Source organism: Arthrobacter sp. HMSC08H08, assembly GCF_001807575.1.
Classification (GTDB): Bacteria; Actinomycetota; Actinomycetes; order Actinomycetales; family Micrococcaceae; genus Pseudoglutamicibacter; species Pseudoglutamicibacter albus.
In genome coordinates, this window is record NZ_KV789408.1 from 17,514 (window position 1) to 44,351 (window position 26,838).

Here is a 26,838-nt window from a genome sequence, read left to right on the forward strand (position 1 = left end):
TATGGCGGTGTTCCGTAGAATGAAAGAGCATTGTGGACTGTTTGGTTGGGCAGTCCCGGCGTGTAACGCACTTCTATATGTAAGGTGACACCGTGCTTCCGGTCCTGCTTGCACTGTTCCTAGCGGCGTTTGTAGCCCCGTTTTTAGTGCGCTGGATCGGTAGGAATGCCTTCTATCTTTTGGCTCTCGTGCCGGCAGCGGGCCTCGTGTGGCTCGCTGTGGTGGCTGTGCGTGGAATGCCCGGAAAACTGGGGGTGCTGGCCCCGGGAACCGTCGGGCAAGATCTTATTCCTCAAGAGGAATATACGTGGATTCCTACGTTCGATGTGGAATTCGCTTTCCGCTTGGATCCGCTGGCTGCGGTTCTGAGCTTTTTGATCCTCGGCGTGGGCGCGCTCGTGTTGTTGTATTGCGCCCGCTATTTCAAATCTGAAGACGCCTCGATCGGCCCGTTCGCAGCCCAACTGACTGCGTTCGCGGCCGCGATGTTCGGCCTTGTGACCTCAGATGACTTGATCTCCCTCTTTATTTTCTGGGAGATGACCACCATCTTGTCCTATCTGCTGATCGGTTACGCCCGTTCGAGGCTCTCAGCACGCCGTTCCGCACTCACCGCGCTCATCGTGACCACCGCTGGTGGGCTTGCGATGTTCGGTGGGCTCGTGATGCTCGGAGTAACGGCCGGAACCTTCCGGCTCTCTGAGATCCTCATGATGACCGGGGACCTCACCGGCCCCAACCCCATCACCCCATCCAACGCTGTAGTCACCGCGGCGATCATCCTGATCCTGGTTGGTGCGATCTCTAAGTCCGCACTGTTCCCGTTCCACTTCTGGCTTCCGGGCGCTATGGCCGCTCCAACCCCGGTTTCTGCCTACCTGCACGCGGCCGCAATGGTCAAAGCCGGCGTCTATATAGTGGCTCGATTGGCGCCCGGGTTCTCGGACGTTCCGGGCTGGACGCTGCTCACCGTCGGCTTCGGTCTCTATACGTTGCTGCTGGGTGGCTGGCGCGCACTGCGTCAAACTGACATCAAGCTCGTCCTTGCCTACGGGACCGTGTCCCAGCTTGGCCTCATCATCGCGGTCATCGGGATGGGTACCCCATCAGCGATGCTCGGTGGGCTCGCCCTCATGCTCGGGCACGGTCTGTTCAAATCCGCGCTCTTCCTCATTGTCGGTGCGATCGACCACGGAACCGGTACCCGCGATCTACGGAACCTCTCCGGGCTGTGGAAGGCACGCCCCGTCCTGTTCGTGTGCGCCGTGATCTCCGCGGGGTCGATGGCTGGGCTTCCTGTCACGTTCGGGTTCATCGCTAAAGAAACCGCGCTCGCCGCACTCATCGATGCGCCAACCAGCGCGAGTACTTTCGTGACCCTCGTGTTCGCGATTGGCGCGGTCATCACCTTCGCATACGCCGCCCGCTTCGTGTGGGGTTCCTTCGCTACCAAGCCAGGGGTTGAGCCAACCCCGATCAGCTGGACACTACCGACCATGGCGGTGCCCATCGCTGTCTTGACGCTTGCGAGCGCGGCACTCGGGTTCCTCCCAGGGCCTGCCGATGCGCTGCTGAGCCCAGCCGCCAACGTCTTCCCGGAAGCGGAACCGCACACCGCGCCGCTTGAGCTATGGCACGGGTTCACGATCGAGCTTGCGATCACCGCAGGGATCGTCGCGCTCGGTTTGATCATGTTCTTCGCCCGGGAACCTGTATCCAAGCTACAGGCACGCGTACCGGCGCTCATCGACGGTGAACGCACCTACCGCTACATCATCAGCGGGATCGACTGGACCGCTCACCGCGTGACCGCCGCACTGCAGCGCGGCCAGCTTTCCTACTACCTCACCGTGATCATCGCGACTGCGCTACTGGTGCCGACCGTCGGGGTCCTGATCGGCGGGGGCGTCTCCTTCGACCGCGGCGAACAGAGCACAACCCTGGTGTTCACAACCAAGCTCGTCAACGTTTTGATTCTTGTTGTGATGGCGGTCGGCGCGGTCGCTGCGATGCGGTCTCGCCGGCGTTTCATGGGTGTGCTCATGGTTTCGCTGACCGGCTCGGGCATGGTTGCTTTGTTCGCGTTCCACGGCGCACCGGACCTGGCTGTGACTCAGCTTTTGGTTGAGACGATCGTGTTGATCGTGTTCCTGCTCGCTTTGCGTGTTTTGCCGGCTTCGGTGTGGCAGGCTCGCCCGCGGAGACGCCGCAGCATGCAGCTTCTGGTTGCGGTCGCGTTCGGCGTGTTCACTGCGGTTGCCGGCGGGCTCGCGATGGCGGCTCGGACCGCGGACCCGATCTCGTTGAAGTATCCACAGCTGGCAGTCGGTGGCGGGCACGGCCACAACATCGTGAACGTGACGCTCGTTGACATTCGCGCGTGGGATACCTTTGGTGAGATCACGGTGCTCGCGATCGCGGCAACCGGTGTCGCCTCGCTGATCTTCGTGGTGGCTCGCGGCGCGGATAGGACGAGGGTCGGCAGCGTGGACACCGGTTCGATCGGCACGGTGTACGCCTCGCCGGTGCGTCAGCGTGTGGCGAGCGTGTTCCTCGACGATGACCGCTCGGGATCCTCCTCGGCGTGGCTCGTGGCCGGCCGGACGCTGGCGCCGGAGCGCCGCTCGATCATCATCGAGGTCATCACCCGCCTGATCTTCCACGCGTTCGTTCTGTTTTCGATCTATCTGCTGTTCGCGGGCCACAATTCGCCAGGCGGTGGCTTCGCAGGCGGGTTGCTCGCAGGTCTTGCGCTCGTGCTGCGTTACCTCGCCGGAGGCCGCGTTGAGCTCGCAGAAGCGATCCGTGTGGGTCCGGGCGCGCTGCTCGGTACGGGTTTGACGCTCGCGGTCATCTCAGGCGTTGTGCCGCTGTTCTTCGGCGGGCAGATCTTCCAATCCGCGGTCATCGACTTCACGTTCTTCGGTGAACACCACTTTGTGACCTCAACGGTCTTCGATATCGGCGTGTACCTCATCGTGGTGGGCTTGGTTTTGGATGTGGTGGAATCCCTCGGTTCGGAGCTCGATGTGCGCTTGGACGCCGAAATCCATCACGTACGTGAGGCGAAACAAGCGTTGGTTGGTTTCGAGGGGCAAGCGGTCCGCGGCCAGAATATGATGCGAGGCGGGCTGGGCGACGGTTCAGCTGAGGGTACCGGTGCAGGTTCGGAGGTGACCCGATGACGATCGATGTGACGATGCTGTTGATGGTCGCGGTGTTGGTCTCCGCGGGCATCTATCTGATGCTTGAGCGCACCCTGACCCGGGTTTTGTTGGGCACGCTCTTGTTGGGCAATGGCGTCAATGTTTTGATTCTGACGGCCGGCGGGCCGGGAGGCTTGGCCCCGATTGTGGGTGGAGAAGTGCCTGCGGAGGATTATTCGGATCCACTCCCGCAAGCGATGATCCTCACCGCGATCGTGATTTCCTTCGCCGTCACGGCTTTCTTGCTGGGCATGATCTACCGTTCGTGGTGGCTTTCGCGTGCCGATGAGATCCAGGCCGACGCCGAAGACGTGCGTGTTTCGCAGGAAGGCATTGTGCACGACCCTGAAGAGGACGGCGAGATGCCCGTTGAGGATTCGGAGTTCGCGACCCAGGATGAAGTTGATTCCGATGACGATGGCGGCCTGGGTGAGGACCCTGAGAACTGCACACCGGCGCAGGCTGCGCGGACACGTGCGGAGGCGCGCAGGGTTGTTGATGAATACATGACCGAGAAGGCGCGGGAAGCTGAACGCGAAGAGCAAGAGAAGGGTGAGCGCTGATGAATTGGGAAGCGTTGCCTTTCGATGTTGTTTCGCTGACTCCGCTGGTGGTTGTGCTGCCGATCCTGGGCGCTGCGTTGACGTTCGTGTTCCAGCGTTCCCCGCGTGCTCAACGGTTCGTTTCGATCACAACGCTGTCGCTTGCGTTGCTGATCGGTTTCGTGTTGCTGTTGCGGTCTTATTCGTTGGGTGCTGCCGCGGTCACTATGGGTGGCTGGGCTCCACCGTTTGGCATCACGCTGGTGGTGGACGAGTTCGCGGCCCTGATGCTGGTGGTCTCGAATGTGGTTTCGCTGGCGGTGCTGATTTATGCGACGGGACAGGGCTATACGGACCAGAACGGTGATGGACCGATCTCGGTTTTCTATCCGACCTACATGTTCTTGGTCGCGGGCGTCTCTAACGCGTTTGTCGCCGGTGACTTGTTCAACCTGTATGTGGGCTTCGAGATTTTCCTGACAGCCTCCTACGTGTTGATCACGCTGGGTGGTTCCGCTGAGCGTGTCCGCGCCGGTACAACCTATGTTGTTGTTTCGGTTGTGTCTTCGATGCTGTTCCTGATTTCGATCGGCGTGATCTATGCCGCGACGGGCACGGTTTCGATGGCGGATGTTTCGGATAAGATCGCTCAGCTTGGCCCGACGACGCAGACGTTGCTGCATCTGATGGTTCTGATCGCGTTCGGCGTCAAGGCGGCCGTGTTCCCGTTGAGTTTCTGGCTGCCGGACTCGTATCCGACCGCTCCGGCGCCGGTCACGGCGGTGTTCGCGGGTTTGCTCACCAAGGTGGGCGTGTACGCGATTGTTCGTACCGAGACGCTGCTGTTCCGGGACAACGATCTTTCGGCTCTTCTGATGTGGGTCGCGGTACTGACGATGATCGTCGGTATTCTGGGTGCGCTGGTCCAGACCGAGATCAAACGTATGCTTTCGTTTACGCTCACAAGCCACATCGGCTACATGGTTTTCGGTATCGCGCTGGGCACACAAACCGGCTATGCGGCGGCAATCTATTATGTGGCGCACCATATTTTGGTTCAGACCTCGCTGTTTATGGTCGTGGGGTTGATTGAGCGGCGCGGCGGCACCTCGAATATTGAGAGGCTTGGTTCGCTTGCTAAGCTCGCCCCGTTCTTGGCGGTCCTATATTTCATCCCAGCTATGAACCTTGCCGGTATCCCGCCGTTCTCGGGCTTCATCGGCAAGGTCGGTCTGGTCATCGGCGGTGTCGAGGACGGCTCGGCTATGGCTTGGGTCAACATCGCGGCCTCGCTGCTGACGAGCTTGCTGACGCTGGTCGCGGTGGCTCGTGTATGGAACCGTGCGTTCTGGCGGCGTGCCGAGGATGCCGAGGACGCGGACCCGATGCTGCTTGAGGCGATGAATAAGAAGTTCCGCCGCGTACGCACCTACGAGGCGGTAGCCCAGTTCCCGGATTCGCGCTATTCGGACCGCGGCGACGTCAAGGTCCTACCGGGCATCATGGTGGGTTCGACGGCGGCGCTGGTGTGCGCATCGTTGTCTTTGACGATCTTCGCGGGCCCACTGTTCCAGCTGACTGATAAAGCATCAGCCGCGATGGTCGAGGGCAAGGAATACCGCGTGGCCGTTTATGAGGCCTCGAACCGGGCTGTACCGGAGCGGGGCGGCCCAGCGGATGGTGGACGCCGCACGTTGGAGAACCCGAGTGGGGTATCCAAGTCATCCGGGGTATCTAACCCATCTGGTGAAGGGGGTGCGGGCAAGTGAAGCGTTTCGGGACAATGACGCGCCGCTTGCTGGTTGAGCTACCCCTGCTGGTGTGGCTCGTGGGGGTGTGGTGCATCCTGTGGCAGTCCTTCGCGTTGGCGAACATACTGTTCGGGTTGGCGCTCTCGATGCTGATCGTCCGGGTTTTCCGTTTGCCGCCGGTGGTGCTTTCGGGCCGTTTCTCGCCGGTGCGTGGGTTGGCGTTCCTCGGCTGGTTTGTGGGACAGATTGTCTCTGGTTCGCTCCAGGTCACGTGGGTTTCCTGGAGGCAGGGCAAGGACGTCACGAACGCCGTGGTTGAGGTTCCGTTGCGTACCCGTGACGACTTGCTGATGACCGCGGTGGGACATGTGGCTTCGCTGATCCCGGGCTCACTCGTGGTGGATGTTGATCGCCGCCACGGGACGCTGTACCTGCATGTTCTGGGGATCAGGAACACGGAAGACGCGAACAGGTTCCGGGCCGATGTCCTGGAGATCGAGCGACGGCTGATCTATGTGATGGGTTCGCGCGCGGAGCTGGATCTGTTGCGCAAAGAGGAGCTACGTGTGGCGCGTGAGCTGGTCGCTGCGCGTCGTGAAGCTGATGGCTGGCATTCGGTTGATGCCGCGGTCGATGCTCAGCGCGGTAAGGGAGGTGACGCCCGATGATGTGGTGGACTGAATACGGTTGGTTCGGCTGGGCCGCGATGGTGGCTGCGGTCATATTGGGTTTGGCCGCCATCTTGACGGTGGTGCGTATTGTGCGGGGGCCTTCGCTTCTGGACCGGATTATCGCCTCGGATGTTTTGCTGGTGATTATCTCGTGCGGCCTGTTGATTTGGATGGCAGTATCGAGTGATTTCTCTTCGTTGCCGATGGTCTTCTTGGCATCGGTGATCGGCTTCTTAGGTTCGGTGACGGTCGCCCGCGTCACGGCCTCTTCTGCTGCGACTCAGATGCCCGTGGAAGGAACGGGCACGGACGCCGCCGGGGACGCGACGCCGGACGCAGCGCAGGCTCCGGCAGCGCAGGCGCCGGCTGAGCGGGGTGATTCGGCGTGAACTGGATGCTGTTTTGGGACATCGTCGCCGCGGTCTTGATGATCGGCGGCAGCCTCATGAGCTTGTCTGCGGCGATCGGTATGCTCACGTTCCCGGATGTGCTCTCCCGCATGCACTCGGCGGCTAAACCGCAGGTTTTAGGGCTGTTGATGATGCTGCTTGCGGTAGCGATCAAAACCACGGTGTGGCAGTGGATCCCGGTTTTGGCGTTGATCTGGCTCATGATGCTTCTGACCAACCCGGTCTCGGCTCACATGGTGGGGCGTGCCGCGTACCGTTCTAAGCATCTGAAGCGGGCGACGCTGATCGAGGACGACCTTGAGGCCGTGGTGAAGGCCGCCGAGGACGCGGAAGACCACCGCACGCCGCGGGGTGAAGCGTTGCATCACCCGACGGCTGTCCAGGCGGAAGTCGACGGCCATAACTAGGGCAGTGATCAGTGAGTTGAGCAGTGATCACGAGGCGGATATGACCGCCACAACTGACAGCGCTAGAGCAATATTGAGTGGCCTCGCGTCGATGTCACTGCTGACGAATTAGGCGTTCCGTACACGTATTGGGGCCTCGGCGGTTTCGCTGATACGAGCACTGCTCCCCATGAGTTGGGCGCTGTTGAGACAGCCCAACTCATGGGGAGCAGTTTATGTTTGTCCGGGAGAGTCTAGATTTCTTCCGGGTTGTCTTTAGAGCGCTTGGCGGCCTTCTTAGAGCCCTGCTCGATCGAGGTCTGGATCAAAGCCATCATGCCAGCGGAGATCGCCGCAAACAGGGCAACGCGGGTAGCGGAGGCTTCTTCGCGGGCTTCCTTGTTCTTCTTCGTTGGAGCGTCGGCACCAGTGACCTGGGCCCATACGTTCTCCAGAACACGGGAACCCACGATTCCCGCAACGAGCGAAAAGATGGACGCGAAAATCTTGTTCAAAGCATTCACGGGTTCCACACTACAGCGTTTGTTCGAGCGCGTGGGAAAGAATCCGATGTAATTGCGCATCCACACCGACTTCAACCCCATCCACATGCGAGACCGGGCGTAGCATCTTGACCGAGCTCGCAAGCCACAACGCATCCGCCGTGAGCAGGTCGGCAGGCCGCATCGGAACCGCCTCGACCTCCCAGTCGAGGGCGCGGGCGGCCTCAGAAACCGCCGCGACCGTTGTGCCAGCGAGGCCACCAGCCTCGACGCTCGGTGTACGGAGAACTACGGAGCCCCCATCGTTGCTGTTGCCGCTGCCGCCGATGGTGTGGCCAGCGTTGCTGTTGTCGGTGCGATACGCGGCGACCACGGAGGCGGTCAAGCCGTCGAGGATGAGACCGTCGCTGGTCACGAAGATCGCGTCATCGGCGCCGTGCTTCTTCGCGTACGTCAACGCGGCGACGTTGACCGCATAAGACAGCGTCTTAGCGCCCAACAGCAGCCACGGGGCGCGCTGTGCCGCGCCCGAATCGTATCCGCGATCAAGGGTCAGAACCTTGATCGGTTTCGGGTCCGGATCCCTCGCAGGGACGGGGGAGAGAGTCACAAAACACGCGGGGCCTGTGCCAGGAGCTCCGCGGGTTGCGACGCAACGGATGGACGCCTCGGGTTTGCCATCCGCATCCTGACCTAAGAACGCATCCAGGCCCAACGCGATTGCGCGCTCCCACACTGCGGCCGGCGGAATCTCGAGAGCAAGCGCCGCTGCCGAGCGCTCCATCCGCGCCAAATGTTCGATCACAGACCGGATCCTGCCGCGCCGGTACAGCAATGTCTCGAATACGCCGTCACCGCGGGTCACGCCCGCATCGTCAAGCCGCAGCCAGCCCGCCGCAGGATCAACGCAACGAACAGACCAACCCGCGCCCGCATCGATAGCCGCCGGCGCATCGGAGGCTGCTGGCTCTGGCACAGTTGCGGTACAGGGCTCGATCCACACCGCGACCATCGAATTCGGCTTCTTCTGCTGGCTCATGAGCCCTCCGCGTGTAGGCCGCCACAAAGGATTATTGTCTCAGCGTACCGGTGTACAGCGCGTTCACAGATAGAGTTACACGTATCGGTATTTATTGAGGCGGCTCACATGCGGGCCGGTTGATGCGGCGACGACAGGGAACGAACGCGAGAGGACTCCCGGATGGGCGATATCTGGCTTTTGCCAGCGAATTGGCCTGAGTGGCTCACGTACACGTTGCTCACGGTGGACTTGCTGATCCGTATCGCGATGCTCGGTATTGTGCCTGGGGGCCGCCGCCCCACCACCGCGATGGCGTGGCTGCTTGCGATCTTCCTGTTGCCCTACGTCGGCCTGATTGTTTTCTTGCTGTTCGGTTCGCACCGGCTCAACAGGCCGCGGCGTGAACGCCAAGAGGCCGTCAACCGGGAGATCATGACGGCGGTCGGCCCGGACCCGCTCGATAGAGTTCCCGGCCATTTCCCGCGCTGGGTCACGAGTGTTTCCGAACTTAACCAGAACCTGACCGGCTACCCGCTGGCTGGCGGTAACCGGTTCCGCTTCGACGCCGACTATAAGAACATCCTGAAGACGATGGCCGAGGACATCGACTCCGCCAACGACTACGTGCACGTCGAGTTCTATATCGCCGGTATTGATCAGGAATACACCGAGCCGGTGTTCCAAGCGCTCGAGCGGGCTGCCGCTCGCGGGGTCAAGGTGCGTTTCCTCTTCGATCAGATCGGCAGCTGGCGTTTGCCCGGATACCGGAAGATGAAGGAACGCCTCACTGAGGCGGGTATCGAGTGGTACCGCATGCTGCCTATCGCGCCGTTCAAGTGGCGTTGGCGCCGCCCGGACCTGCGTAACCACCGCAAGATCCTGGTGGTCGATGGCCGGGTGGGCATGACCGGTTCGATCAACCTGATCGAGCCAAGCTATCTGCGGCGTTCCGCCCACCGCAAGGGGCGCGAATGGATCGACATGATGGCCCGCATCGAAGGCCCGATGGTGGACCACCTCGACCTCATCTTTGCTACAGACTGGTATCTCGAATCCGGTAAGAAAGTGTTCGATCAGCTCCAGTTCGCCGAACACGACCGTCCCGCGGACACGCTCGCGCAGATGATCCCTTCTGGGCCGGGCTATCCGCAGGAGAACAATCTGCGCATGTTCAACACGCTCATCTATAACGCCAGACGGCAGGTGCGCATCACTACCCCGTACCTGGTTCCGGACGATTCGCTGCTATATGCGTTGACGACTGCCGCACAAGCCGGGGTGGATGTGGAACTGTATCTGTGCCGCGAGGGCGATAACAGGATCACCAACCACGCGCAACAGTCCTACTACGACACCCTGTTGGAGGCGGGCGTGGAGATTTACCGGTACCCGTCACCGGATGTCCTGCACTCCAAGTGCGTCACGGTCGATGACACGGTGGGTGTGTTCGGTTCCTCCAACATGGACATGCGCTCCTTCAGTCTCAACAACGAGATCACCGTGTTGACGCTGGGCAGTGAATGTGTGGCCTCTCTCAACGAGATCATGGATTCGTATAAAGCCGAATCGGAGCTACTCACGAAAGAAGCGTGGGCTTCGCGTTCACGCATCGAACGCTGGCTGGATAACGTCGCCCGCCTCACTGCAGTCGTGCAGTAAGCGCGCTAGCTAAAGTCGTGCAGTAGCGCGGTGAGCCAGGTGCGGGCCTGGGCGAGCACGTCGCTGGCGCCTGCTTTGCCGTTGTGCCTGACATCGACGTTGTCGCCTTCATTGACGCTGATGCTGATGTCGTTGGGGCCGTCGCTTGCGGCGGGTAGCTGATCTTCTTGTGCGGCCCAGGTGTCCCAGTGGGGTGCGTAGGTTGCGCCGTCGCGGGCGAGTGCGCGTTCTTTGCGGGTTGCGGTCTCGAGTGTGAGTGTGAGTGTTCCGGCGAGGAAGGGGCGTGCGGCGGGGTGCCCGGCGCCGACTCCTTCGATGATGATGATGTCCGCGGGCCCGAGGGCGCGGGGTGCATCATGGCGCGAGGTGTGCCAGTTCCAAGGCGTCCAGGTGGCGCTGCCGTCGCGCACGAGAGCGGGCAGGACCTGTTGCGTGTAGGTTTCAAGGCCTGCGGCGAGGCCTGTCCAGCCGGGGTAGAGCTCGTCGAGGTGGAGCACATCGACGCTGTAGAGCTCGCCGTGGAGCCCTCCGTCCCGCACCCATGCGGCCAGCTGCAAGCTCAGGTGTGTTTTCCCTGTCCCTGAGCGGCCGTCGAGGGCGAGGATCAGTGGCTTGCTTCGCGTACCCATTCGATGATTCCCGGGATCGCGGCGGTGATTTGCTCGCGCGTGATTTCGAAGTCGCTGATGTCGCCGTACCAGGGGTCTGCCATGCGCAGGCTGGTTTCGTCTTGGTGGGTGGCGCCTGGTTCGAAGGAGCGCAACATGCGGATGCGGGAGCGGTTGATTTCCGCCGGGGCGAGTGCGCGCAGGGTTTCGATGTGGCGGACGTCGGCTGCGAGGAACAGGTCGGTTGTCGCCCAGTCGTTCTCGTTGAGTTGGCGGGCTACGTGCCCTTGCGCTGTGAGGCCGAGTTCGTTGAGCATCTGTTCGGTGCGCGGGTCGGCTGGGTTGCCGGCTTCTTCATCCGATGTGCCGCAAGAGTCCACGCGAACGTTGGTGATGCCCGCGTTGGCGAGTGCGTCTTGGAGCATGTAGTGGGCCATCGCGGAGCGGCAGATGTTGCCGGTGCACACCACAAGGACTGTGAACGGGGCATGGTCTGCGGTGTTCTTTTCCGTTGCGGTGCCGGGCTGGCCGGCGGTGGTTGAGTCGTTTTCCAACATGAGTCCAGACTAGCTAAAGCAAAGTTGAGCTGAGGTGACTCAGGATAAGTTGACAAGAGTCGGCTCATGTTACATACTTGAGTACAGATGGCTCAGGTTTGGAGCTTCGGTTGGTGAATCATCGGACGGTGAACTATCAAGGACGAAGCCCAAGCGTTGAGTCGAATAGACAAATGAAGGCCGTTGATCAAGCGGCCGGAAAAGAGGAATTCAATGGCACGTTCTGTAGGTATTGACCTCGGTACTACCAACTCGGTGCTCTCCATCCTTGAAGCTGGCGAGCCAACCGTGATCGCTAACGCTGAAGGTTCGCGTACCACCCCATCTGTGGTTGCCTTCTCGAAGGGTGGCGAGGTCCTGGTGGGTGACATCGCTAAGCGCCAGGCCGTCAACAACGTTGACCGCACCATCTTCTCCGTCAAGCGCCACATGGGCACTGACTGGACCATCGACATCGATGACAAGAAGTACACCGCGCAGGAAATCTCTGCACGCATCTTGATGAAGCTCAAGCACGATGCGGAAGATTACCTCGGTGAAAAGGTCACCGACGCCGTGATTACGGTCCCTGCATACTTCAATGACGCCGAGCGTCAGGCAACCAAGGAAGCCGGCGAGATCGCGGGCCTCAAGGTGTCCCGCATCGTCAACGAGCCAACCGCGGCAGCCCTGGCTTACGGCCTGGATAAGGGCAAGGAAGACGAACTCATTCTGGTGTACGACCTCGGTGGCGGTACGTTCGACGTCTCACTGCTCGAAGTTGGCAAGGATGAAGACGGCTTCGCAACCATTCAGGTTCGCGCAACCGCAGGTGACAACCGTCTCGGTGGTGACGACTGGGACCAGCGCATCGTCGACTGGCTGCTCGAATCCGCCAAGAGCAAGGGTGCTGACCTGTCCAACGACAAGATCGCTCTCCAGCGTCTGCGTGAAGCCGCAGAGCAGGCAAAGCGCGAGCTGTCCTCGGCAACCAGCACCAATATCTCGCTGCAGTACCTCTCGGTGACCCCAGAGGGTCCGGTCCACTTGGACGAGCACCTCTCCCGCGCTAAGTTCCAGGAACTGACTGCAGATCTGCTTGAGCGGACCCGCAAGCCATTCAATGACGTCATCGCGGAAGCCGGCGTGAAGGTCAGCGACATCTCCCACGTCGTTCTCGTGGGTGGCTCGACCCGCATGCCAGCTGTTGCAGAGCTCGTGAAGGAAATGGCAGGCAAGGAGCCGAACAAGGGCGTCAACCCAGACGAGGTTGTCGCGATGGGCGCGGCACTGCAGGCAGGTGTGCTCGCAGGTGAACGTAAGGACGTTCTGCTGATCGACGTGACCCCACTCTCCCTCGGTATCGAGACCAAGGGCGGCGTCATGACCAAGCTGATCGAACGCAACACCGCTATCCCAACCAAGCGTTCCGAAACCTTCACAACCGCGGAAGACAACCAGCCATCCGTGTCGATTCAGGTCTTCCAGGGCGAACGCGAATTCACTCGCGACAACAAGCCACTGGGCACCTTCGAACTCACCGGCATCGCCCCGGCACCACGCGGCCTGCCACAGATCGAGGTGACCTTCGACATCGACGCCAACGGCATCGTGCACGTCTCCGCTAAGGACAAAGGCACCGGAACCGAGCAGTCCATGACCATCACCGGCGGCACCTCGCTGGATCAGTCGGACATCGACCGCATGGTCAAGGAAGCTGAAGAGCACGCCGCAGAGGACAAGGCACGCCGCGAGGCGGCCGAGACCCGCAACGCTGCAGAGTCCGCTGCTTACTCGGTGGACAAGCTCATCAAGGACAACGCTGACAAGCTGCCAGAGGACGTCAAGAACGAGGTCCAGGCCGACGTCGATGCGCTCAAGAAGGAACTTGAAACCCCTGAGGGCAACGATGACGAGGTCAAGGCCAAGTTCGAGAAGCTGCAGCAGTCCCAGACCAAGCTGGGCGAGGCCCTCTACGCACAGGCCCAGTCTGAGGCTGGCGCTGAAGGGGCGGCTGACGCCGGCGGCTCGGATGATGACGACGTTGTAGATGCCGAGGTCGTTGACGAAGACGAAGACCAGAAGTGAGGTAGTGGCATATGTCGAACGAGGAGAAGAACCTAGGCGATCAGCAGCCTGAAGAGACGGGTGCGGAAGCGGCTCGCGAAGAGCAGGCCCCTGAAACCCCAGTAGAGGGCGGAGCTGACACCGATGCACTGGGCCAAGCCCAGCAGATCCTCGACGACGCCGCACGAGCCGAAGAGGCCTCCGCATCCGGCGACATGGATGCGGAGGGCCTCGCGGCCGAATACAAAGAGGACCTCCAGCGGTTGCAGGCGGAATTCACGAACTACCGCCGCCGTGTAGAGCGGGATAAGAAGAATGCTCACGACGAGGGGCTCAACAAGGCCGTGGCTAGCTTGATTCCGGTTCTGGATGATATCGATGCGGCTCGTGCTCACGGTGATCTGGAGGAGGGACCGTTTGCGGCGATCGCCGATAAGTTGGAGCGTTCCCTGGCCAGCATCGGGTTTGAACGGATCGATCAAACCGGTGTCGAGTTTGACCCAACCATCCACGAGGCGATGCTCCGCCAACCCGTTGAGGGTGTTCCGGAGGATCACGTGGGGCAGGTCTTCAGGATCGGCTTCAAACGCGGTGACCGTGTTCTGCGTGCAGCGCAGGTCATGGTTTCCACCGGCGAATAAAACGTGACGTGAACGCGTGACGTGAACGCGTGAAATGGTCGCGGGAAATGATTCAGTGCGGCGGCGGGTCTAGACGGTAGGTCTATTGAGCCCGCCGTCGCCTGTTTTCGATAGTTGTAGGTATAGATTTTTATAGATTTTGAGTGAGGCTAGGAGGCGTCACGATGGCCAGTCAAGACTGGGTCGAAAAAGACTTTTACGCGGCGCTGGGCGTCTCCAAGGACGCCAGTGAGGCCGATATTAAGAAGGCCTACCGGAAGTTGGCCCGCAAGTATCATCCGGATACGAATAAGGACAACCCTGAGGCTGAGAAGAAGTTCAAGGACATCTCGGAAGCCTATGCGGTGCTCAGTGATGAGCAGCAGCGTAAAGAGTACGATGCGATCCGCGCTATGGGTTCAGGCGCCCGATTTAGCGCCGGTGGCTCCGGTGGCGGATTCGAGGACATCTTCGGGGACGTGTTCGGTGGTGGCGGCGGGCAGCGAGTCCGTTACTCCTCCGGCGGTGGTGGCGCAGGCGGATTTGAGGATCTGCTCGGCGGCATGTTCGGAGGCGGCGGCGGAGGCTTTGGTGGCTTCCAGCAACGTCCGCAGCGTGGTGCCGACCGTAAGGCTGAAACCACGATTTCTTTCAAAGGATCCATTGAGGGCACCACGATCGGTTTGCGTACCCGCGGTGGTGAAGTGGTTGAGATCCGCGTACCTGCCGGTGTGCGTGATGGTCAGACGATCCGCGCGAAAGGCAAAGGCGAACCAGGCCCGGCCGGCAACGGCGACCTGATGGTCACGGTGCGCGTGAATGAACACCCGTTCTTCAAGCGTGAGGGCAACGACATCACGGTTGAGATCCCTGTGAGCTTCAACGAGGCCGCTTTGGGTGCAACGATCTCGGTTCCAACTATCTCCGGCGAGAACGTGCGGATGAAGGTTCCAGCCGGTAGCCCATCAGGCAAGCGGATGCGTTTGCGTGGCCGTGGCGTGAAGACGTCCAAACGCACAGGCGATATGTACGTTGTGCTCAACGTGGTGGTCCCTAAGGAACTCTCGGAGGAAGCGAAGAAAGCCGTCGAGGATTATGCGCAGGCTACAGCCGGCGAGGACCCTCGGGCTAGCATTGCTTCCCAAGCAAAACTGTAGACACTGCGAAGCCCTGGATACGGCACAGCTTTGAACACGGCGCTGTGCTGAATGTTTCGAGGTAACGGAAGGAGGCGTGGATGAACGCATCAGCAAGTAAACGATTCGATCGTGGTTCCGGGCGGGACGGCGAGTGGGACGCGCCTGTTTTCGTGATTTCCGTTGCCGCTGAGCTTGCCCAGATGCATCCGCAGACGTTGAGGCAATACGACCGTTTAGGTTTGGTTGTGCCCAAGCGTCAGGCGGGAAAGCATCGCCGTTATTCGCAGCGGGACATCGACCGTTTGCGTCGAGTGCAGGAACTGTCTTCCGAGGGGGTCTCACTTGAGGGGATCCGCCGGATGATCGGTTTGGAGAAGCGTGTAGAAACGCTCATGGAACGCGTCGCTGAGTTGGAGCAGGATGTTGAGCGGTGGCGTGGCCGTGCCGAAGGTGTGGCGATAGCTGCGCAACGGATTTTCGCAGCCGGTGCCTCAGGTGAGGTTGCGATCACCCGAACGGGGCGCGACACCGACCGTCTGCAGCAACGCACGATGCAGGCGTGGGCGCAGTTCCAGCTCATGCCACCCGAGGACTAGACCAACTGAGAGCTAGTGCAACTGGGGGCTAGCCGCTTCAGAGAGATTAAACGGTCGTGGGCCGGAGAGCATTTCTCCGGCCCACGACCGTTTAATCGCACTTGCTAAAGGCTCCTATTCCTTAGGCGCCGAGTCTTTGCCGGCTTCGGCGTCGCCGTCAGTGTTCTTGCCAGCATCGGCGGCAGGCTTTTTGTCGCCAGCGCCTGGCTCGCCGACCTTCGGCTCGGTGATAGGGCCCGGGGTTTCTGGCTCGTAGCCGTCGTCCCACGTATCGGTTTCGTAGTCGTAGCCGACTTCCGCGCCGGTCTCGTCGTGGCGCTGATACCACTCAGTGACCTTCTCTGATGTGGAGTCGAAGTCCGCACCTGCGCCGCGCCCGTCGCCGGAGTGGCGCACTGTCAGCTCGAAGTCATCACCGTATTTCTCGATACCGCGAACCACAGCGTTGGAGAGCATCGTGGACTCATAGTCGCTGCGGATCGAGGCTGGGTCGGTTCGCAAGTCCATGATGAACGCGACAATCATGAGTAGCAGGATGATGCAGAACGGGATCGCAATCAGGATCGTGAGGTTCTGTAGGCCTGTCAGCGAGGACTCACCGCCGGAGAGCAGCATCACGGTTGCGATGCCCATCATCGCCAGGCCCCAGAAGATCACGATGAGCTTGCTTGGGGCCGGGTTACCGCGGGAGGAGAACGTACCCATGATCACGGATGCCGAATCCGCGGAGGTCACGAAGAAGATCGCGAGCGCGATCATGATGAGGAACGGGGTGACGTTAGCAAGCGGTAACTTGTCGAAGAGGTGGAACAGAATCGTCTGTGGAGAGTCATCGGCGCTGATGCCTTCCACGCCAGCGCGCTTCATCCACATCGCGGCGCCGCCGAAGATCGTGAACGCGAAGATCAGAATCGCGGTAGGAACAGCGATCACCACGAGCGAGAATTCACGCAGGGTGCGGCCGCGGGAGATGCGGGCGATGAACGCACCAACGAATGGGGTCCAGGCGACCCACCATGCGAAGTAGAACGCGGTCCATGCGGCCTGGAACTCAACCACGTCAGCGCCCCAGGACAGCGACTTGCCCATCATAGCGAGGAACTCGTTGGCGTATTCGGTGACACCGGATGGCAACAGGTTCAGCAGGAACAGGGTTGGTCCTGCGAAGAACACGAACAATACGAGGCTGAGTGTCAGCACGATGTTGGTCGTGGAGAGGTAGCGGATGCCTCGGGAGACACCGGAGACCGCGGAGATGATGAACGCGGCGGTCAGGATCGCGAGGATGATGATCAGACCGTTGTTGGCGATGGGCCCAGCACCGGATACGATTTCCACGCCCTTGCCGAGCTGGATCGCGGCAAGGCCGAGGGAAGCGGCGGTACCGAAGAGGGTCGCGATGATCGCGAACATGTCCACGAGGCGTCCTGCGAAGCCGTCAGTCTGCTTGCCGAACAGGGAACGGAACACGCTCGAGATGAGGGTTACGCGGCCGCGGCGGTAGCTCGAGTAGGCCATAGCGCCGCCGACGAGCGCGTACATCGCCCACGCGGAGAGCCCCCAGTGATAGGAGGACTGGGCTACGGCCATGTGGATCGCGCCCGGGGTTTCTGCTTCAACACCGGTTTGCGGCGGCGGGGACACAAAGTAGTAGAGCGGCTCGGATGGACCGAAGAAGAAGATACCAACGCCAATTCCGGCACCGAACATCATGGCGACCCATGCGAAGCGGCTGAACTCTGGTTTTTCGCCGTCTTTACCGAGGCGAATGCGGCCGTAGCGGGAGAACGCGATGAACAGCATCGCACCGATCGAAACCATGACGGTGATGTTGAGCAGCCAGCCCATGTTCTTCATGGTCCACGCGAACGCTACCGAGGAGACCTCGCCAACGGATGCCGGGTTGATGACGCCCCACGCGACGAACGCGACAATGAGGGCCGCGGTGATGCCGAAGACGAGCTTGTCGAGTTTGAAGACGTGACGCTGTTCGTCAACGCCGATTCCGGGAACCAGCCCCGGGTGGATGTTGTGAGGGTAGAGGCCTACGTGTGAGGAGCGTCCGCGGGTGAGGGGGTTTCCTCGTTTCTGCGGGGCTTTCTTGGTGGCCGTTTGGGTAGTGTCCGCTGGGGAAGCTTCCTCACTCGGACGCTGGTTATTTTCGGGGCTGGGTTTATTACTCATGCCAAATCCGTAAAACGGTTCCTCAGTTAGGTTGCGTATGTGCAACCTCACAGGCTACCCGATTCTGACGCTATGTGTGGTTAATGTCATCAAATCTTGCGCGCGGCGAGGTCGAAAATCTTGCGTCCGACCTTGTGGGCTTTAGCTTCGAAGCTCGTCAGTGTGCGTCCTTCGAAACGCGGAGCCCACCCGCCGCGAGTGTCAGTGAACTCCGGATCTGCCTCGTGTTTTTCCGCATCGATGCGGCGGATCGCGGTCAGCGGGGATTCTTCGCCGCTGCGCTCGCCGGCGTGCAGGTTTTCAAACTGCGGGCTGTTGTCGATGACCTCGCGCATTTGTTCGGCGTAGTTGGACCAGTCGGTCGCTAACCGCCAGGTTCCGCCTGGCTTGAGGACGCGGGCGGCGCGTTCGGCGAAAGCATCGGTGATGAGGCGGCGTTTGTGGTGTTTGGTTTTATGCCACGGGTCGGAGAAGAAGATCCAGAGTTCGTCCACGGATTCCGGGGTGAGCGCTACATCGAGGACTTCGGGTGCGTTCGCTTGGATTGCGCGAACGTTGGTGAGTTCGAGTTTTTCGATCCGTTCCATGAGTTTGGCTAGCCCGGGGGTGTAGACCTCTACGGCGAGGAAGTTCGTCTCGGGGTTGTTGTGTGCCGCGTGCGCGATGGCTTCGCCGAGCCCGGTTCCGATCTCCACGATGAGGGGGCGCTCAGGGTGCGGGAAGTGGGATGGGACGTCGATGGTCGCGTCCGGGTGGATCGAGGTTGCCGCGTGGTGGCGAGGTACGTCAATCAGGATGGTTTCGCGCAGTGTGTCCCAAACCCGTTGTTGGGCGTTCGTCATGCGTTCTCCGCGGCGGACGAATGAGACGGGTTCGGCGCGGAAGTACGTTGGGTCGGTTTCTGCAAGGCCCGGGCGGGGCTGAGGTTTGGGGCTCATGTCTTTAACCCTAATCTGCGGCCGCTGTTAGGTGCGAAACCAAGTGGGGGCGCCAGTTGCAATGGCCCGCTGGCCGGTTGTTGCTTGGGGGACAGCAAGAGATTCAAGAAAAGAGTTCATCCCTGGGAATAATTTCTACCCAACAGAAGTTGAGTTAGGTAGACTCAACTTTAAGTTCAATGGCTCTTATAGGAGTAGGAAAGGGGTAGGGCATGGACACGAATTTGACGACTAAAAGCCAGGAGGCTGTCTCTGCGGCGAGCATGAACGCTGCGACTGCCGGTAACCCGAATCTTGAGCCGGTGCACCTTTTGAAGGCGCTGATGGATCAGCGGGATTCGGTGGCTGTTGCCGTTTTGAAGTCGGCCGGGGCGGATCCTGATGCGGTCTCGGTTGCCGCATCGACGGCGATCCGCAAGCTGCCGAAGGCCTCGGGCACCTCGGTTGCTCAGGCGCAGGCTTCGCGGCAGATGCTGCAGGTTATTTCTGCGGCGCAGCAGGCGGCTCAGGCTAATGGGGATCAGTTTGTTTCGACTGAGCACCTGTTGCTCGGTTTGGCGGCGGACGCTGGCGAGGCCGGTGTCGCGTTGCGTGATAACGGCGCGTCCACTGAGGCGCTCAAGGCCGCGATGGTGAGCGTGCGCGGGGATCGGAAGGTTGATTCCCAAGATCCGGAAGGTAGCTTCCAGGCGCTTGAGAAGTACGGTACGGACCTCACGGAGGTTGCCCGCAAGGGTGACCTTGACCCGGTGATTGGCCGTGACCAGGAGATCCGCCGCGTGATTCAGGTGCTTTCACGCCGCACCAAGAACAACCCGGTTCTGATCGGTGAACCGGGCGTGGGTAAGACCGCGGTGGTCGAAGGCCTTGCGTTGCGTATGGTTGCCGGGGATGTTCCGGAGTCTTTGCGCGGCAAGAAGCTCATCTCCCTGGATCTTGGGGCGATGGTCGCCGGCGCTAAGTACCGTGGCGAGTTCGAGGAGCGGCTCAAGGCTGTGCTTGAGGAGATCAAGCAGGCTGAGGGCGGCATCGTGACGTTCATCGACGAGATTCACACGATGGTCGGCGCTGGTGCCTCCGAAGGCTCGATGGACGCCGGCAACATGCTCAAGCCGATGCTCGCCCGCGGTGAGTTGCGCTTGATCGGTGCGACGACCCTGGATGAGTACCGCGAGAACATCGAAAAGGACGCTGCTCTGGAGCGTCGCTTCCAGCAGGTTTTCGTGGGTGAGCCGTCGGTTGATGATTCGATTGCGATCCTGCGTGGCTTGAAGGAACGCTACGAGGCGCACCATAAGGTCGCGATCGCTGACTCCGCGCTGGTTGCCGCGGCAACGCTTTCGGACCGGTATCTGACGGGCCGTCGCCTTCCTGATAAGGCGATCGACCTTGTGGATGAGGCGGCATCGCGTCTGCGTATGGAGATCGATTCCGCGCCGGAGGAGATCGACGTGCTGCGCCGTTCGGTTGACCGTTTGACGATGGAGGAGCTGGCGCTCAAGGATGAGACTGACCCAGCCTCGGTTGAACGATTGGCTGCTCTGCGTGAGGAGATGGCTGATCAGAAGGAAGAGCTCGAAGCGCTGACTCTGCGATGGGAAGAGGAGAAGACCTCCCTGAACGAGGCGGGCGATATTCGCGCTCAGATCGATGATCTGCGCAGCCAGGCTGACGTAGCTCAACGTAAGGGGGATCTGGGGGAGGCCTCCCGGATTCTCTACGGCGAGATCCCGCAACTGGAGGCAAAGCTCGCCAAGGCCGAAGAGAAGGCTGAGCATGACCGTCAGGACCGCATGGTTTCTGAGGAGGTTACCGCCGATGACGTCGCTGAGGTGATCTCTTCGTGGACCGGTATTCCTGCCGGGCGCATGCTTGAGGGTGAATCGCAGAAGCTGCTGCATATGGAAGAGAACGTTGGGAAGCGTTTGATCGGCCAGAAGCAGGCTGTCGCGGTGGTCTCTGATGCGGTGCGTCGTAGCCGTGCTGGCTTGTCTGACCCTAACCGTCCAACGGGTTCGTTCTTGTTCCTCGGGCCTACGGGTGTGGGTAAGACTGAGCTTGCTAAGTCTTTGGCTCAGTTCCTCTTCGATGATGAGCGTTCGATGGTGCGCATCGACATGTCGGAGTATTCCGAGAAGCATGCGGTGTCCCGCCTGGTCGGTGCTCCTCCTGGCTATGTCGGCTATGACGAGGGCGGCCAGCTGACTGAGGCTGTGCGCCGTAGGCCTTATTCGGTTGTTTTGCTGGATGAGGTTGAGAAGGCTCACCCTGAGGTTTTCGATATCTTGCTGCAGGTCCTCGATGATGGCCGGCTCACGGATGGCCAGGGTCGCACGGTTGATTTCCGGAACGTGATCTTGGTGATGACCTCGAATCTGGGTTCGCAGTTCTTGGTTGATCAGACCATGGAGGCTGAGGCTCAGAAGAAGGCGGTCATGGATGTGGTTGAGGCCTCCTTCAAGCCGGAGTTCTTGAACCGGCTTGATGAGGTCATCATGTTTGATCCGCTCTCGCTTGAGGATCTGTCGAAGATTGTTGATCTTCAGGTGCGGCAGTTGGATGAGCGGTTGGCTGATCGTCTTTTGACGCTCGATGTCACGCCTGCGGCTCGTGAGTGGCTTGCATTGACGGGCTATGACCCGGCTTATGGTGCCCGCCCGTTGCGCCGCTTGGTTCAGCGGGAGATCGGCGACCAGTTGGCTCGTAAGATCCTTGCCGGTGAGGTGCTCGATGGCGAGACGGTCCGCGTGGATCGTGCAGCTGAGGATGCCGATGGCCTCACGGTTGAGGCTGAACGCTAAACCGCACTGTTTCGTCCCGCTCCCTATGCACTGCGGCTCGCTTCGCCGTGCATAGGGGTGAACGTGTAGAATCAGTCTCACGAAACATTTGTAGATCATCCACTGGGGCCTCTCGTGTGCTGGATTTCCAGTTATCGGGACTTCCCCAGGTGAAGAGCGGAAGAGGGGGTCACGCCATGGGGCGCGGCCGTCAGAAGGCTAAGGCAACACGTCAGGCCCGGGAGATGAAGTACTTCACCCCGGGCACCGATTTGAGTGCTCTCGAGCGCGAGCTAGGTATCGGGGGTTCTCAGAACTCTCGGGACGAGCTTGAAGAGCAGTACGAGGATGACCCATACGCGGATCTTGCAGCCCGCTATGGCGCCTTTGATGATGATGACGAAGACGAGGACGATCGCCGATATTGATCGTTGCTCCCGCTCGTGAGTGGGTACACGTCGTGTGAGAGGCCGCTGGAACCCGTTGGGTTCAGCGGCCTTTCGCGTTCCCGTTTCGTGTTTGAAAGGCAGGGAGGGTTGAGTGCCTGATAACGCTGGTCATGCTGGCCGTCAGGGTGTGACGCCGTTGCCTCGCTGGAGCGAGGAGCAGACGGTGTTTACGGATAATCCTCGCGTTGTCGATGCGCATAAGGCTGCGTTGCGTTCCCTTGAGCGTGCCGTGGGGCATAGCGCCGAGCCGACCCCGGACGCTGAAGCCCGCGAGGCCGTGACGCGCATGGTCCGCGGCGGCAAGGTCCTGATTTTGACGGGTGCGGGTGTCTCTACTGATTCAGGTATCCCGGATTACCGTGGCCCGCAGGGTTCGTTGCGCCGCACCCGCCCTATGACGGTCCAGGAGTTCCGTGCTGACCCGGCGGCCCGGAAGCGGTACTGGGCGAGGGCTTTCATTGGGCATCGTTTGATGAATCAGGCCCGCCCGAACCTGGGCCATCGTGTTCTAGCCGAATGGCAGCGCCGCGGTCTGCTCTCCGGGATCGTGACGCAGAACGTGGATGGCTTGCACGAACAAGCCGGTGCCGCGGATGTGATCGCTTTGCACGGCGATATGAGCGAGGTCGAATGCCTCGACTGTGGCGCCACCGAGCCGCGCGAACTCTATGAGGTTCGTTTGGAGGCGGCTAATCCTGGGTACCGGGAGACGGTCACGGTACGTGATGCGCACGTGAACCCGGACGGTGACGTGACGTTGTCCGATGCGGATGTGGCTCGCTTCACCACGGTTGCGTGCGCTGTGTGCGGCTCGGAGAGGATGAAGCCTTTGGTCGTGTATTTCGGTGAGAACGTGCCGAAGGAGCGCCGCGAGCGGGTTGAAGAGCTCAAAGCGGACTCGGATACGCTGCTGGTGGTCGGTAGCTCGCTGGCTGTGATGTCGGGATACCGTTTTGTGCTTGATGCGCTCAAGCGCGGCCAGCCGACGGCAACGATCACCGCGGGCCCAGGCCGCGCCGACGACAAGGTCGATGTGCTGTGGCGAACGCTTGCCACCCCGGCTTTGCTTGAGGTCGAGGCTCAGCTGCTGCGTTCACAAGAGTGAGTCAGGCCGCGTAGTTGCCGACGAGCCGTACTGCGCCGCCGTCAACGCCCTTAGCACCCTGGACGGTGGCTTCATCCGCGCGGATCTCGTCAGTGAGTTCGGTGACTTCACCCATGTCCCACGCTTGCGCACCGCGAGCGTTGAGGTGCGCGATCGCATCCGCCGCAGCGTCGGGGGCGACGATCGCGACCATGCCGACGCCGACGTTGAGGGTGCGTTCGAGGTCATCTTGTGGAACCTTGCCGAGCTCGCTGATGAGCGAGAAGATCGGCGGAAGCTCCCACGTCCCGCGGTCCACAGTCGCAGCGAGCCCGGCTGGTAGAACACGGGCGAGGTTCGCTGCCAGCCCGCCGCCGGTCACGTGGGAGAAGCCACGCAACGGCGCTTCCGCGGAGTCTGGTTCGGTGTTGAGAGCACGCATGAGCGAGAGGCAGTCCCCGGCATAGATACGGGTCGGCTCGAGTAACTCCTCGCCCAAGGTGCGGCCGAGCTCGGTGACCTCACGGTTCAGGTCCCACCCGGCGGCGTGGATCACGCGGCGTACCAGCGAATAGCCGTTGGAGTGGATACCGGAGGAAGCCATCGCGATCACGCGGTCGCCAGCCTTGACCCGTTCCGGGCCGAGCATCGCATCAGCCTCAACAACACCGGTTGCGGCACCTGCCACATCGTACTCATCCGGGCCCAGCAGGCCAGGATGTTCAGCGGTCTCGCCGCCAACGAGCGAGGTGCCAGCCAGGCGGCAGCCTTCCGCGATACCGGATACGATCGCCGCGATCCGCTCAGGAACCACCTTGCCGCACGCGATGTAATCAGTCATGACCAGCGGCTCAGCGCCGACCACCACGATGTCATCAACAACCATCCCGACCAGGTCGAAACCGATCGTGTCATGCTTATCCATCGCCTGAGCGATCGCGACCTTGGTGCCCACACCGTCGGTCGAGGACGCCAACAGTGGACGCTTGTACTTCAACAGAGCAGACGCGTCATACATGCCCGCGAAACCACCCACACCGCCCACCACGGCAGGGGAGTGGGTCGCTTTGACGGAGGCCTTCATCAGCTCGACCGCACGGTCGCCGGCCTCAACGTCCACACCAGCATCGGCATAGGTAATGGGTTGCTGATCAAGGGAGCTCATGGGGTTTCAGTTCCTTTGTTTGAAGGGCGGCTAGGGCTCTGGGTTAGGGCTCAGGGCTAGGGCTTAGGCCTGCGCGCGAGCCTGCGCACGTTTCTCTGCGATTTCCGGGTGGCGGCCCGGGTCACGTTCGCTGACCTCCGGGCCGAGGTCTTTATAGTCAGGAAGCGCGATGGGGTACTCGCCCGTGAAGCACGCGGTGCACAACTGTTCGCGTGGCTGTTCGGTCGCGGCGATCATGCCTTCTTCTGAAATATAGGCTAGTGAGTCAGCGCCGATCGATTGCGCGATCTGTTTTTCATCGGCACCGTTGGCGATCAACTCGGCGCGGGTCGCGAAATCGATCCCGTAGAAGCACGGCCATTTGACCGGCGGGGAAGAGATCTTCACGTGGACCTCCGCCGCACCGGCTTCACGTAGCGAACGCACCACTGCGCGCTGTGTGTTGCCGCGCACGATCGAATCATCCACAACCACTACGCGTTTGCCGCGGATCACGGACTCCATCGCGTTGAGCTTGAGCTTGATACCCAGCTGACGCAGCGTCTGTGTCGGCTGGATGAAGGTCCGTCCCACATACGCGTTCTTCACGAAACCGTGTGCGAACGGGATGCCGGAGGCTTCCGCGTAACCGATCGCGGCAGGGGTTCCGGAATCCGGGACCGGGATCACGATGTCGGCATCAGCGGTGTTCTCGCGCGCCAAGACGCGGCCCATCTCAACACGGGACTCATACACGTTGCGCCCCTGGATGGTCGCATCCGGGCGGGCGAGGTACACGTATTCGAAGATGCATCCGGCACGGTCGGCTTGAGCGAAACGGGTCGTGCGAACACCGTTGGCGTCGATCGCAACCATCTCGCCTGGCTCGATCTCCCGGATCACGCTGGCACCCACCGTGGCCAGCGCGGCCTGCTCGCTCGCGACAACCCAGCCGCGCTCAAGGCGCCCCAAAACCAGTGGGCGAACACCCCACGGGTCACGCGCGGCATACAGCGTGTGCTCATCCATGAACACAAGAGAGAACGCGCCACGCAAGCGAGGCAAAAGCTCAGCGATCGTAGCCTCAAGGGAATCGTGGGCGTTGTTATCCAACAGCGAGGTGATCAGCGCGGTATCAGTCGTGTTACCCGCCCGGACCTCGCCGCGTGTTTCCTCACCATGCAGCTCACCAATCAAGCGGGAGAGCTCACGCGTATTCGTGATATTGCCGTTGTGAGCCAGGGCAACCGTACCGAACGGGGTCGGCCCGAGTGTGGGCTGAGCGTTAGCCCACTTATTCGCGCCCGTCGTCGAATACCGGCAGTGACCCACCGCCATGTGGCCCGACAACGCGTTGAGAGTGTTCTCATCAAAAATATGCGAAACCAAGCCGATGTCTTTATACACATTGATGCGCTCGCCGTTGGAAACCGCGATACCGGCGGACTCTTGCCCGCGGTGTTGCAAAGCGTAGAGGCCGTAATAGGTGAGTTTCGCTACGTCCTCACCCGGCGCCCACACGCCGAAAACACCGCATTCTTCCTGTGCGGGGCGTTCATCAGGGAGGAGGTCATGATTGAGCATTCCGTTGCCACGAGCCATGCGGCCTATTTTGTCACACCACTGCCGGTTTCTTGGTCGGTTTCCTTGACTGCGTAGATGTGTTGAGTGCGCTTACGGCCCACACGGTCGAAGATCAAGAAGACGATCGCACCGACCCCCACGCCGATGATCGCGAACAAAACAGCGAGGAAACCGAAAACAGCCCCCATCGAGTGGTCCTCGGTCCCGCCACGCAACCAGGCCGAAATCAACGCGAGAATCACACCGAGCACACCGCCGGTGAGCATGAACGCGCCAGGCTTGGGCGCAACACGAACCTCAAACTCAACCGGTTGCTGAGCCTCACTAGCGGAGCCTGCCTCAGCTGGACCGTCGGCTGTGCCGTCAGCTGGGCCGGCACCTGGGATGTCAGCTGGGCGCGCGGAAGGTGCGTGGTTCTCGATCGGCTTTTCAGTCATAAAGACAAGCCTACCCAGTTGTGCGTGCAGACGGCGTTGGGAGCGCACGCGACCGCAACGTCCGCAGCCCAGACCGCTAGTTGCTGAGGGAGACCTCGCACAAAGGCAGGAATTCACTCAAGTCGCTGCGGGTACCGGATGCATCCACGAGCCCGCGCTCCACGGCATCGGCCCATCCGAGCGAACCAGTTGCCAACTGAAGCCACGTATCCGGGGTCATCTCAACAACGTTCGGTGGAGTCCCGCGCTTATGAGACGTGCCCTCGATGCATTGGATAGCCCCATGAGGTGGAACGCGCACCTCAACCGAACCGCCGGGAGCTTTCTCAGTGAGAAGCTGCAACACATAGCGGACAGCGATCGCTTCCGTCTTCTTATCAAGGCTCTGACGACCATTGCGCCACGCAGCAACAGCAGCTTCGCCCTGCTCAACCGAGATCTTACGTTTCTGTGCCACACGAACCTCCCCAAGGCTCCCCGGCAACCGCCGTATGCGGCCACCAGGACTGAGTTACCTTAACCC

At 61.0% G+C, this 26,838-nt stretch carries 24 protein-coding genes; 14 read left to right on the forward strand and 10 right to left on the reverse strand.

Features of this window, described 5'->3' with window-relative positions:
- Nucleotides 1–92 precede the first annotated feature (92 nt).
- The 6 genes from HMPREF3175_RS08490 to mnhG are packed head-to-tail and all read left to right on the forward strand — an operon-like array spanning nt 93 to nt 6,987.
- Nucleotides 93–3,185: a Na+/H+ antiporter subunit A gene (locus tag HMPREF3175_RS08490; protein WP_070491927.1), complete on the forward strand. Its 3,093-nt coding sequence runs from the start codon at nt 93–95 to the stop codon at nt 3,183–3,185.
- Complete coding sequence (locus tag HMPREF3175_RS08495) at nt 3,182–3,769, forward strand: Na(+)/H(+) antiporter subunit C (RefSeq protein WP_070491930.1); 588 nt, start codon at nt 3,182–3,184, stop codon at nt 3,767–3,769. Before HMPREF3175_RS08490 ends, HMPREF3175_RS08495 begins: the two co-directional genes overlap by 4 nt.
- Complete coding sequence (locus tag HMPREF3175_RS08500; RefSeq protein ID WP_070491933.1) at nt 3,769–5,517, forward strand: Na+/H+ antiporter subunit D; 1,749 nt, start codon at nt 3,769–3,771, stop codon at nt 5,515–5,517. The genes HMPREF3175_RS08495 and HMPREF3175_RS08500 overlap by 1 nt, the downstream gene beginning before the upstream one ends.
- A complete protein-coding gene (locus HMPREF3175_RS08505; protein ID WP_070491936.1) occupies nt 5,514–6,167 on the forward strand; it encodes a Na+/H+ antiporter subunit E in 654 nt (217 codons plus the stop codon). The genes HMPREF3175_RS08500 and HMPREF3175_RS08505 overlap by 4 nt, the downstream gene beginning before the upstream one ends.
- A complete protein-coding gene (locus HMPREF3175_RS10655) occupies nt 6,164–6,559 on the forward strand; it encodes an MrpF/PhaF family protein (protein WP_070491939.1) in 396 nt (131 codons plus the stop codon). The genes HMPREF3175_RS08505 and HMPREF3175_RS10655 overlap by 4 nt, the downstream gene beginning before the upstream one ends.
- Nucleotides 6,560–6,564: 5 nt before the next feature.
- Nucleotides 6,565–6,987: a monovalent cation/H(+) antiporter subunit G gene (mnhG, locus tag HMPREF3175_RS08515; protein WP_070492035.1), complete on the forward strand. Its 423-nt coding sequence runs from the start codon at nt 6,565–6,567 to the stop codon at nt 6,985–6,987.
- 233 nt (nt 6,988–7,220) lie between these two features.
- Here mnhG and HMPREF3175_RS08520 read toward each other — a convergent pair whose 3' ends face one another.
- The gene (locus HMPREF3175_RS08520; RefSeq protein WP_070491942.1) at nt 7,221–7,490 is read right to left on the reverse strand and encodes a DUF4235 domain-containing protein; all 270 of its coding nucleotides are present in this window, start codon (nt 7,488–7,490) and stop codon (nt 7,221–7,223) included.
- A gap of 10 nt (nt 7,491–7,500) precedes the next feature.
- Nucleotides 7,501–8,508 (reverse strand): aminotransferase class IV, encoded by a 1,008-nt coding sequence (locus HMPREF3175_RS08525; RefSeq protein ID WP_070491945.1) that lies wholly within the window; start codon nt 8,506–8,508, stop codon nt 7,501–7,503.
- Between the two features lie 162 nt (nt 8,509–8,670).
- Between HMPREF3175_RS08525 and cls the strand changes: the two genes are divergently transcribed.
- Complete coding sequence (cls, locus tag HMPREF3175_RS08530; protein WP_083289523.1) at nt 8,671–10,149, forward strand: cardiolipin synthase; 1,479 nt, start codon at nt 8,671–8,673, stop codon at nt 10,147–10,149.
- 5 nt (nt 10,150–10,154) lie between these two features.
- Here cls and HMPREF3175_RS08535 read toward each other — a convergent pair whose 3' ends face one another.
- Both HMPREF3175_RS08535 and HMPREF3175_RS08540 read right to left on the reverse strand, forming a co-directional pair.
- Entirely contained in the window at nt 10,155–10,778 is a 624-nt protein-coding gene (locus tag HMPREF3175_RS08535; RefSeq protein WP_070491948.1) for a nucleoside/nucleotide kinase family protein, read from the reverse strand.
- Nucleotides 10,754–11,314 (reverse strand): low molecular weight protein-tyrosine-phosphatase, encoded by a 561-nt coding sequence (locus HMPREF3175_RS08540; protein ID WP_083289524.1) that lies wholly within the window; start codon nt 11,312–11,314, stop codon nt 10,754–10,756. Before HMPREF3175_RS08540 ends, HMPREF3175_RS08535 begins: the two co-directional genes overlap by 25 nt.
- A gap of 213 nt (nt 11,315–11,527) precedes the next feature.
- Here HMPREF3175_RS08540 and dnaK point away from each other — a divergent pair, with 213 nt between their 5' ends.
- The 4 genes from dnaK (at nt 11,528) to HMPREF3175_RS08560 (ending at nt 15,715) form a co-directional block, all read left to right on the forward strand.
- On the forward strand, nt 11,528–13,381 hold the full coding sequence (dnaK, locus tag HMPREF3175_RS08545; RefSeq protein WP_035757785.1) for a molecular chaperone DnaK: 1,854 nt from the start codon (nt 11,528–11,530) through the stop codon (nt 13,379–13,381).
- Between the two features lie 11 nt (nt 13,382–13,392).
- Nucleotides 13,393–14,001: a nucleotide exchange factor GrpE gene (locus tag HMPREF3175_RS08550; RefSeq protein WP_052048725.1), complete on the forward strand. Its 609-nt coding sequence runs from the start codon at nt 13,393–13,395 to the stop codon at nt 13,999–14,001.
- 164 nt (nt 14,002–14,165) lie between these two features.
- Nucleotides 14,166–15,137 carry a DnaJ C-terminal domain-containing protein gene (locus HMPREF3175_RS08555; protein WP_070491951.1) on the forward strand — a complete coding sequence of 324 codons (972 nt, stop codon included), beginning with the start codon at nt 14,166–14,168 and terminating at the stop codon, nt 15,135–15,137.
- An 80-nt stretch (nt 15,138–15,217) separates the two neighbouring features.
- Nucleotides 15,218–15,715, forward strand: a complete 498-nt coding sequence (locus HMPREF3175_RS08560) for a heat shock protein transcriptional repressor HspR (RefSeq protein ID WP_070491954.1) — start codon at nt 15,218–15,220, stop codon at nt 15,713–15,715.
- Between the two features lie 114 nt (nt 15,716–15,829).
- On the opposite strand, the gene HMPREF3175_RS08565 is transcribed toward HMPREF3175_RS08560, so the two are convergent.
- Both HMPREF3175_RS08565 and trmB read right to left on the reverse strand, forming a co-directional pair.
- Complete coding sequence (locus HMPREF3175_RS08565; protein WP_070491957.1) at nt 15,830–17,899, reverse strand: BCCT family transporter; 2,070 nt, start codon at nt 17,897–17,899, stop codon at nt 15,830–15,832.
- Nucleotides 17,900–17,988: 89 nt separating this feature from the next.
- Nucleotides 17,989–18,837, reverse strand: a complete 849-nt coding sequence (gene trmB, locus HMPREF3175_RS08570) for a tRNA (guanosine(46)-N7)-methyltransferase TrmB (protein WP_035757793.1) — start codon at nt 18,835–18,837, stop codon at nt 17,989–17,991.
- Between the two features lie 212 nt (nt 18,838–19,049).
- Between trmB and clpB the strand changes: the two genes are divergently transcribed.
- The 3 genes from clpB (at nt 19,050) to HMPREF3175_RS08585 (ending at nt 23,171) form a co-directional block, all read left to right on the forward strand.
- Nucleotides 19,050–21,638, forward strand: coding sequence for an ATP-dependent chaperone ClpB (clpB, locus tag HMPREF3175_RS08575; RefSeq protein ID WP_070491960.1), 2,589 nt, complete (start codon nt 19,050–19,052; stop codon nt 21,636–21,638).
- 176 nt (nt 21,639–21,814) lie between these two features.
- A complete protein-coding gene (locus HMPREF3175_RS08580) occupies nt 21,815–22,045 on the forward strand; it encodes a DUF3073 domain-containing protein (RefSeq protein ID WP_035757799.1) in 231 nt (76 codons plus the stop codon).
- 112 nt (nt 22,046–22,157) lie between these two features.
- Entirely contained in the window at nt 22,158–23,171 is a 1,014-nt protein-coding gene (locus tag HMPREF3175_RS08585) for a Sir2 family NAD-dependent protein deacetylase (protein WP_256276348.1), read from the forward strand.
- Nucleotide 23,172: 1 nt separating this feature from the next.
- On the opposite strand, the gene purM is transcribed toward HMPREF3175_RS08585, so the two are convergent.
- From purM to HMPREF3175_RS08605, 4 genes are all read right to left on the reverse strand, one after another.
- A complete protein-coding gene (gene purM, locus HMPREF3175_RS08590; protein WP_070491963.1) occupies nt 23,173–24,315 on the reverse strand; it encodes a phosphoribosylformylglycinamidine cyclo-ligase in 1,143 nt (380 codons plus the stop codon).
- A 63-nt stretch (nt 24,316–24,378) separates the two neighbouring features.
- On the reverse strand, nt 24,379–25,896 hold the full coding sequence (gene purF, locus HMPREF3175_RS08595) for an amidophosphoribosyltransferase (RefSeq protein WP_070491965.1): 1,518 nt from the start codon (nt 25,894–25,896) through the stop codon (nt 24,379–24,381).
- 5 nt (nt 25,897–25,901) lie between these two features.
- Entirely contained in the window at nt 25,902–26,315 is a 414-nt protein-coding gene (locus tag HMPREF3175_RS08600) for a DUF2207 domain-containing protein (protein WP_083289525.1), read from the reverse strand.
- Between the two features lie 76 nt (nt 26,316–26,391).
- On the reverse strand, nt 26,392–26,772 hold the full coding sequence (locus HMPREF3175_RS08605) for a sterol carrier family protein (RefSeq protein ID WP_070491968.1): 381 nt from the start codon (nt 26,770–26,772) through the stop codon (nt 26,392–26,394).
- Between the last annotated feature and the right edge of the window lie 66 nt (nt 26,773–26,838).

Bases quoted from the DNA above. Each gene is read 5' to 3' on its own strand.
- HMPREF3175_RS08495 (WP_070491930.1), top strand. From the start codon at position 3,182: ATGACGATCGATGTGACGATGCTGTTGATGGTCGCGGTGTTGGTCTCC.
- HMPREF3175_RS08500 (WP_070491933.1), top strand. From the start codon at position 3,769: ATGAATTGGGAAGCGTTGCCTTTCGATGTTGTTTCGCTGACTCCGCTG.
- HMPREF3175_RS10655 (WP_070491939.1), top strand. From the start codon at position 6,164: ATGATGTGGTGGACTGAATACGGTTGGTTCGGCTGGGCCGCGATGGTG.
- mnhG (WP_070492035.1), top strand. From the start codon at position 6,565: ATGCTGTTTTGGGACATCGTCGCCGCGGTCTTGATGATCGGCGGCAGC.
- HMPREF3175_RS08525 (WP_070491945.1), bottom strand. From the start codon at position 8,508: ATGAGCCAGCAGAAGAAGCCGAATTCGATGGTCGCGGTGTGGATCGAG.
- cls (WP_083289523.1), top strand. From the start codon at position 8,671: ATGGGCGATATCTGGCTTTTGCCAGCGAATTGGCCTGAGTGGCTCACG.
- HMPREF3175_RS08535 (WP_070491948.1), bottom strand. From the start codon at position 10,778: ATGGGTACGCGAAGCAAGCCACTGATCCTCGCCCTCGACGGCCGCTCA.
- HMPREF3175_RS08540 (WP_083289524.1), bottom strand. From the start codon at position 11,314: ATGTTGGAAAACGACTCAACCACCGCCGGCCAGCCCGGCACCGCAACG.
- dnaK (WP_035757785.1), top strand. From the start codon at position 11,528: ATGGCACGTTCTGTAGGTATTGACCTCGGTACTACCAACTCGGTGCTC.
- HMPREF3175_RS08550 (WP_052048725.1), top strand. From the start codon at position 13,393: ATGTCGAACGAGGAGAAGAACCTAGGCGATCAGCAGCCTGAAGAGACG.
- HMPREF3175_RS08555 (WP_070491951.1), top strand. From the start codon at position 14,166: ATGGCCAGTCAAGACTGGGTCGAAAAAGACTTTTACGCGGCGCTGGGC.
- HMPREF3175_RS08560 (WP_070491954.1), top strand. From the start codon at position 15,218: ATGAACGCATCAGCAAGTAAACGATTCGATCGTGGTTCCGGGCGGGAC.
- HMPREF3175_RS08565 (WP_070491957.1), bottom strand. From the start codon at position 17,899: ATGAGTAATAAACCCAGCCCCGAAAATAACCAGCGTCCGAGTGAGGAA.
- trmB (WP_035757793.1), bottom strand. From the start codon at position 18,837: ATGAGCCCCAAACCTCAGCCCCGCCCGGGCCTTGCAGAAACCGACCCA.
- clpB (WP_070491960.1), top strand. From the start codon at position 19,050: ATGGACACGAATTTGACGACTAAAAGCCAGGAGGCTGTCTCTGCGGCG.
- HMPREF3175_RS08580 (WP_035757799.1), top strand. From the start codon at position 21,815: ATGGGGCGCGGCCGTCAGAAGGCTAAGGCAACACGTCAGGCCCGGGAG.
- purM (WP_070491963.1), bottom strand. From the start codon at position 24,315: ATGAGCTCCCTTGATCAGCAACCCATTACCTATGCCGATGCTGGTGTG.
- purF (WP_070491965.1), bottom strand. From the start codon at position 25,896: ATGGCTCGTGGCAACGGAATGCTCAATCATGACCTCCTCCCTGATGAA.
- HMPREF3175_RS08600 (WP_083289525.1), bottom strand. From the start codon at position 26,315: ATGACTGAAAAGCCGATCGAGAACCACGCACCTTCCGCGCGCCCAGCT.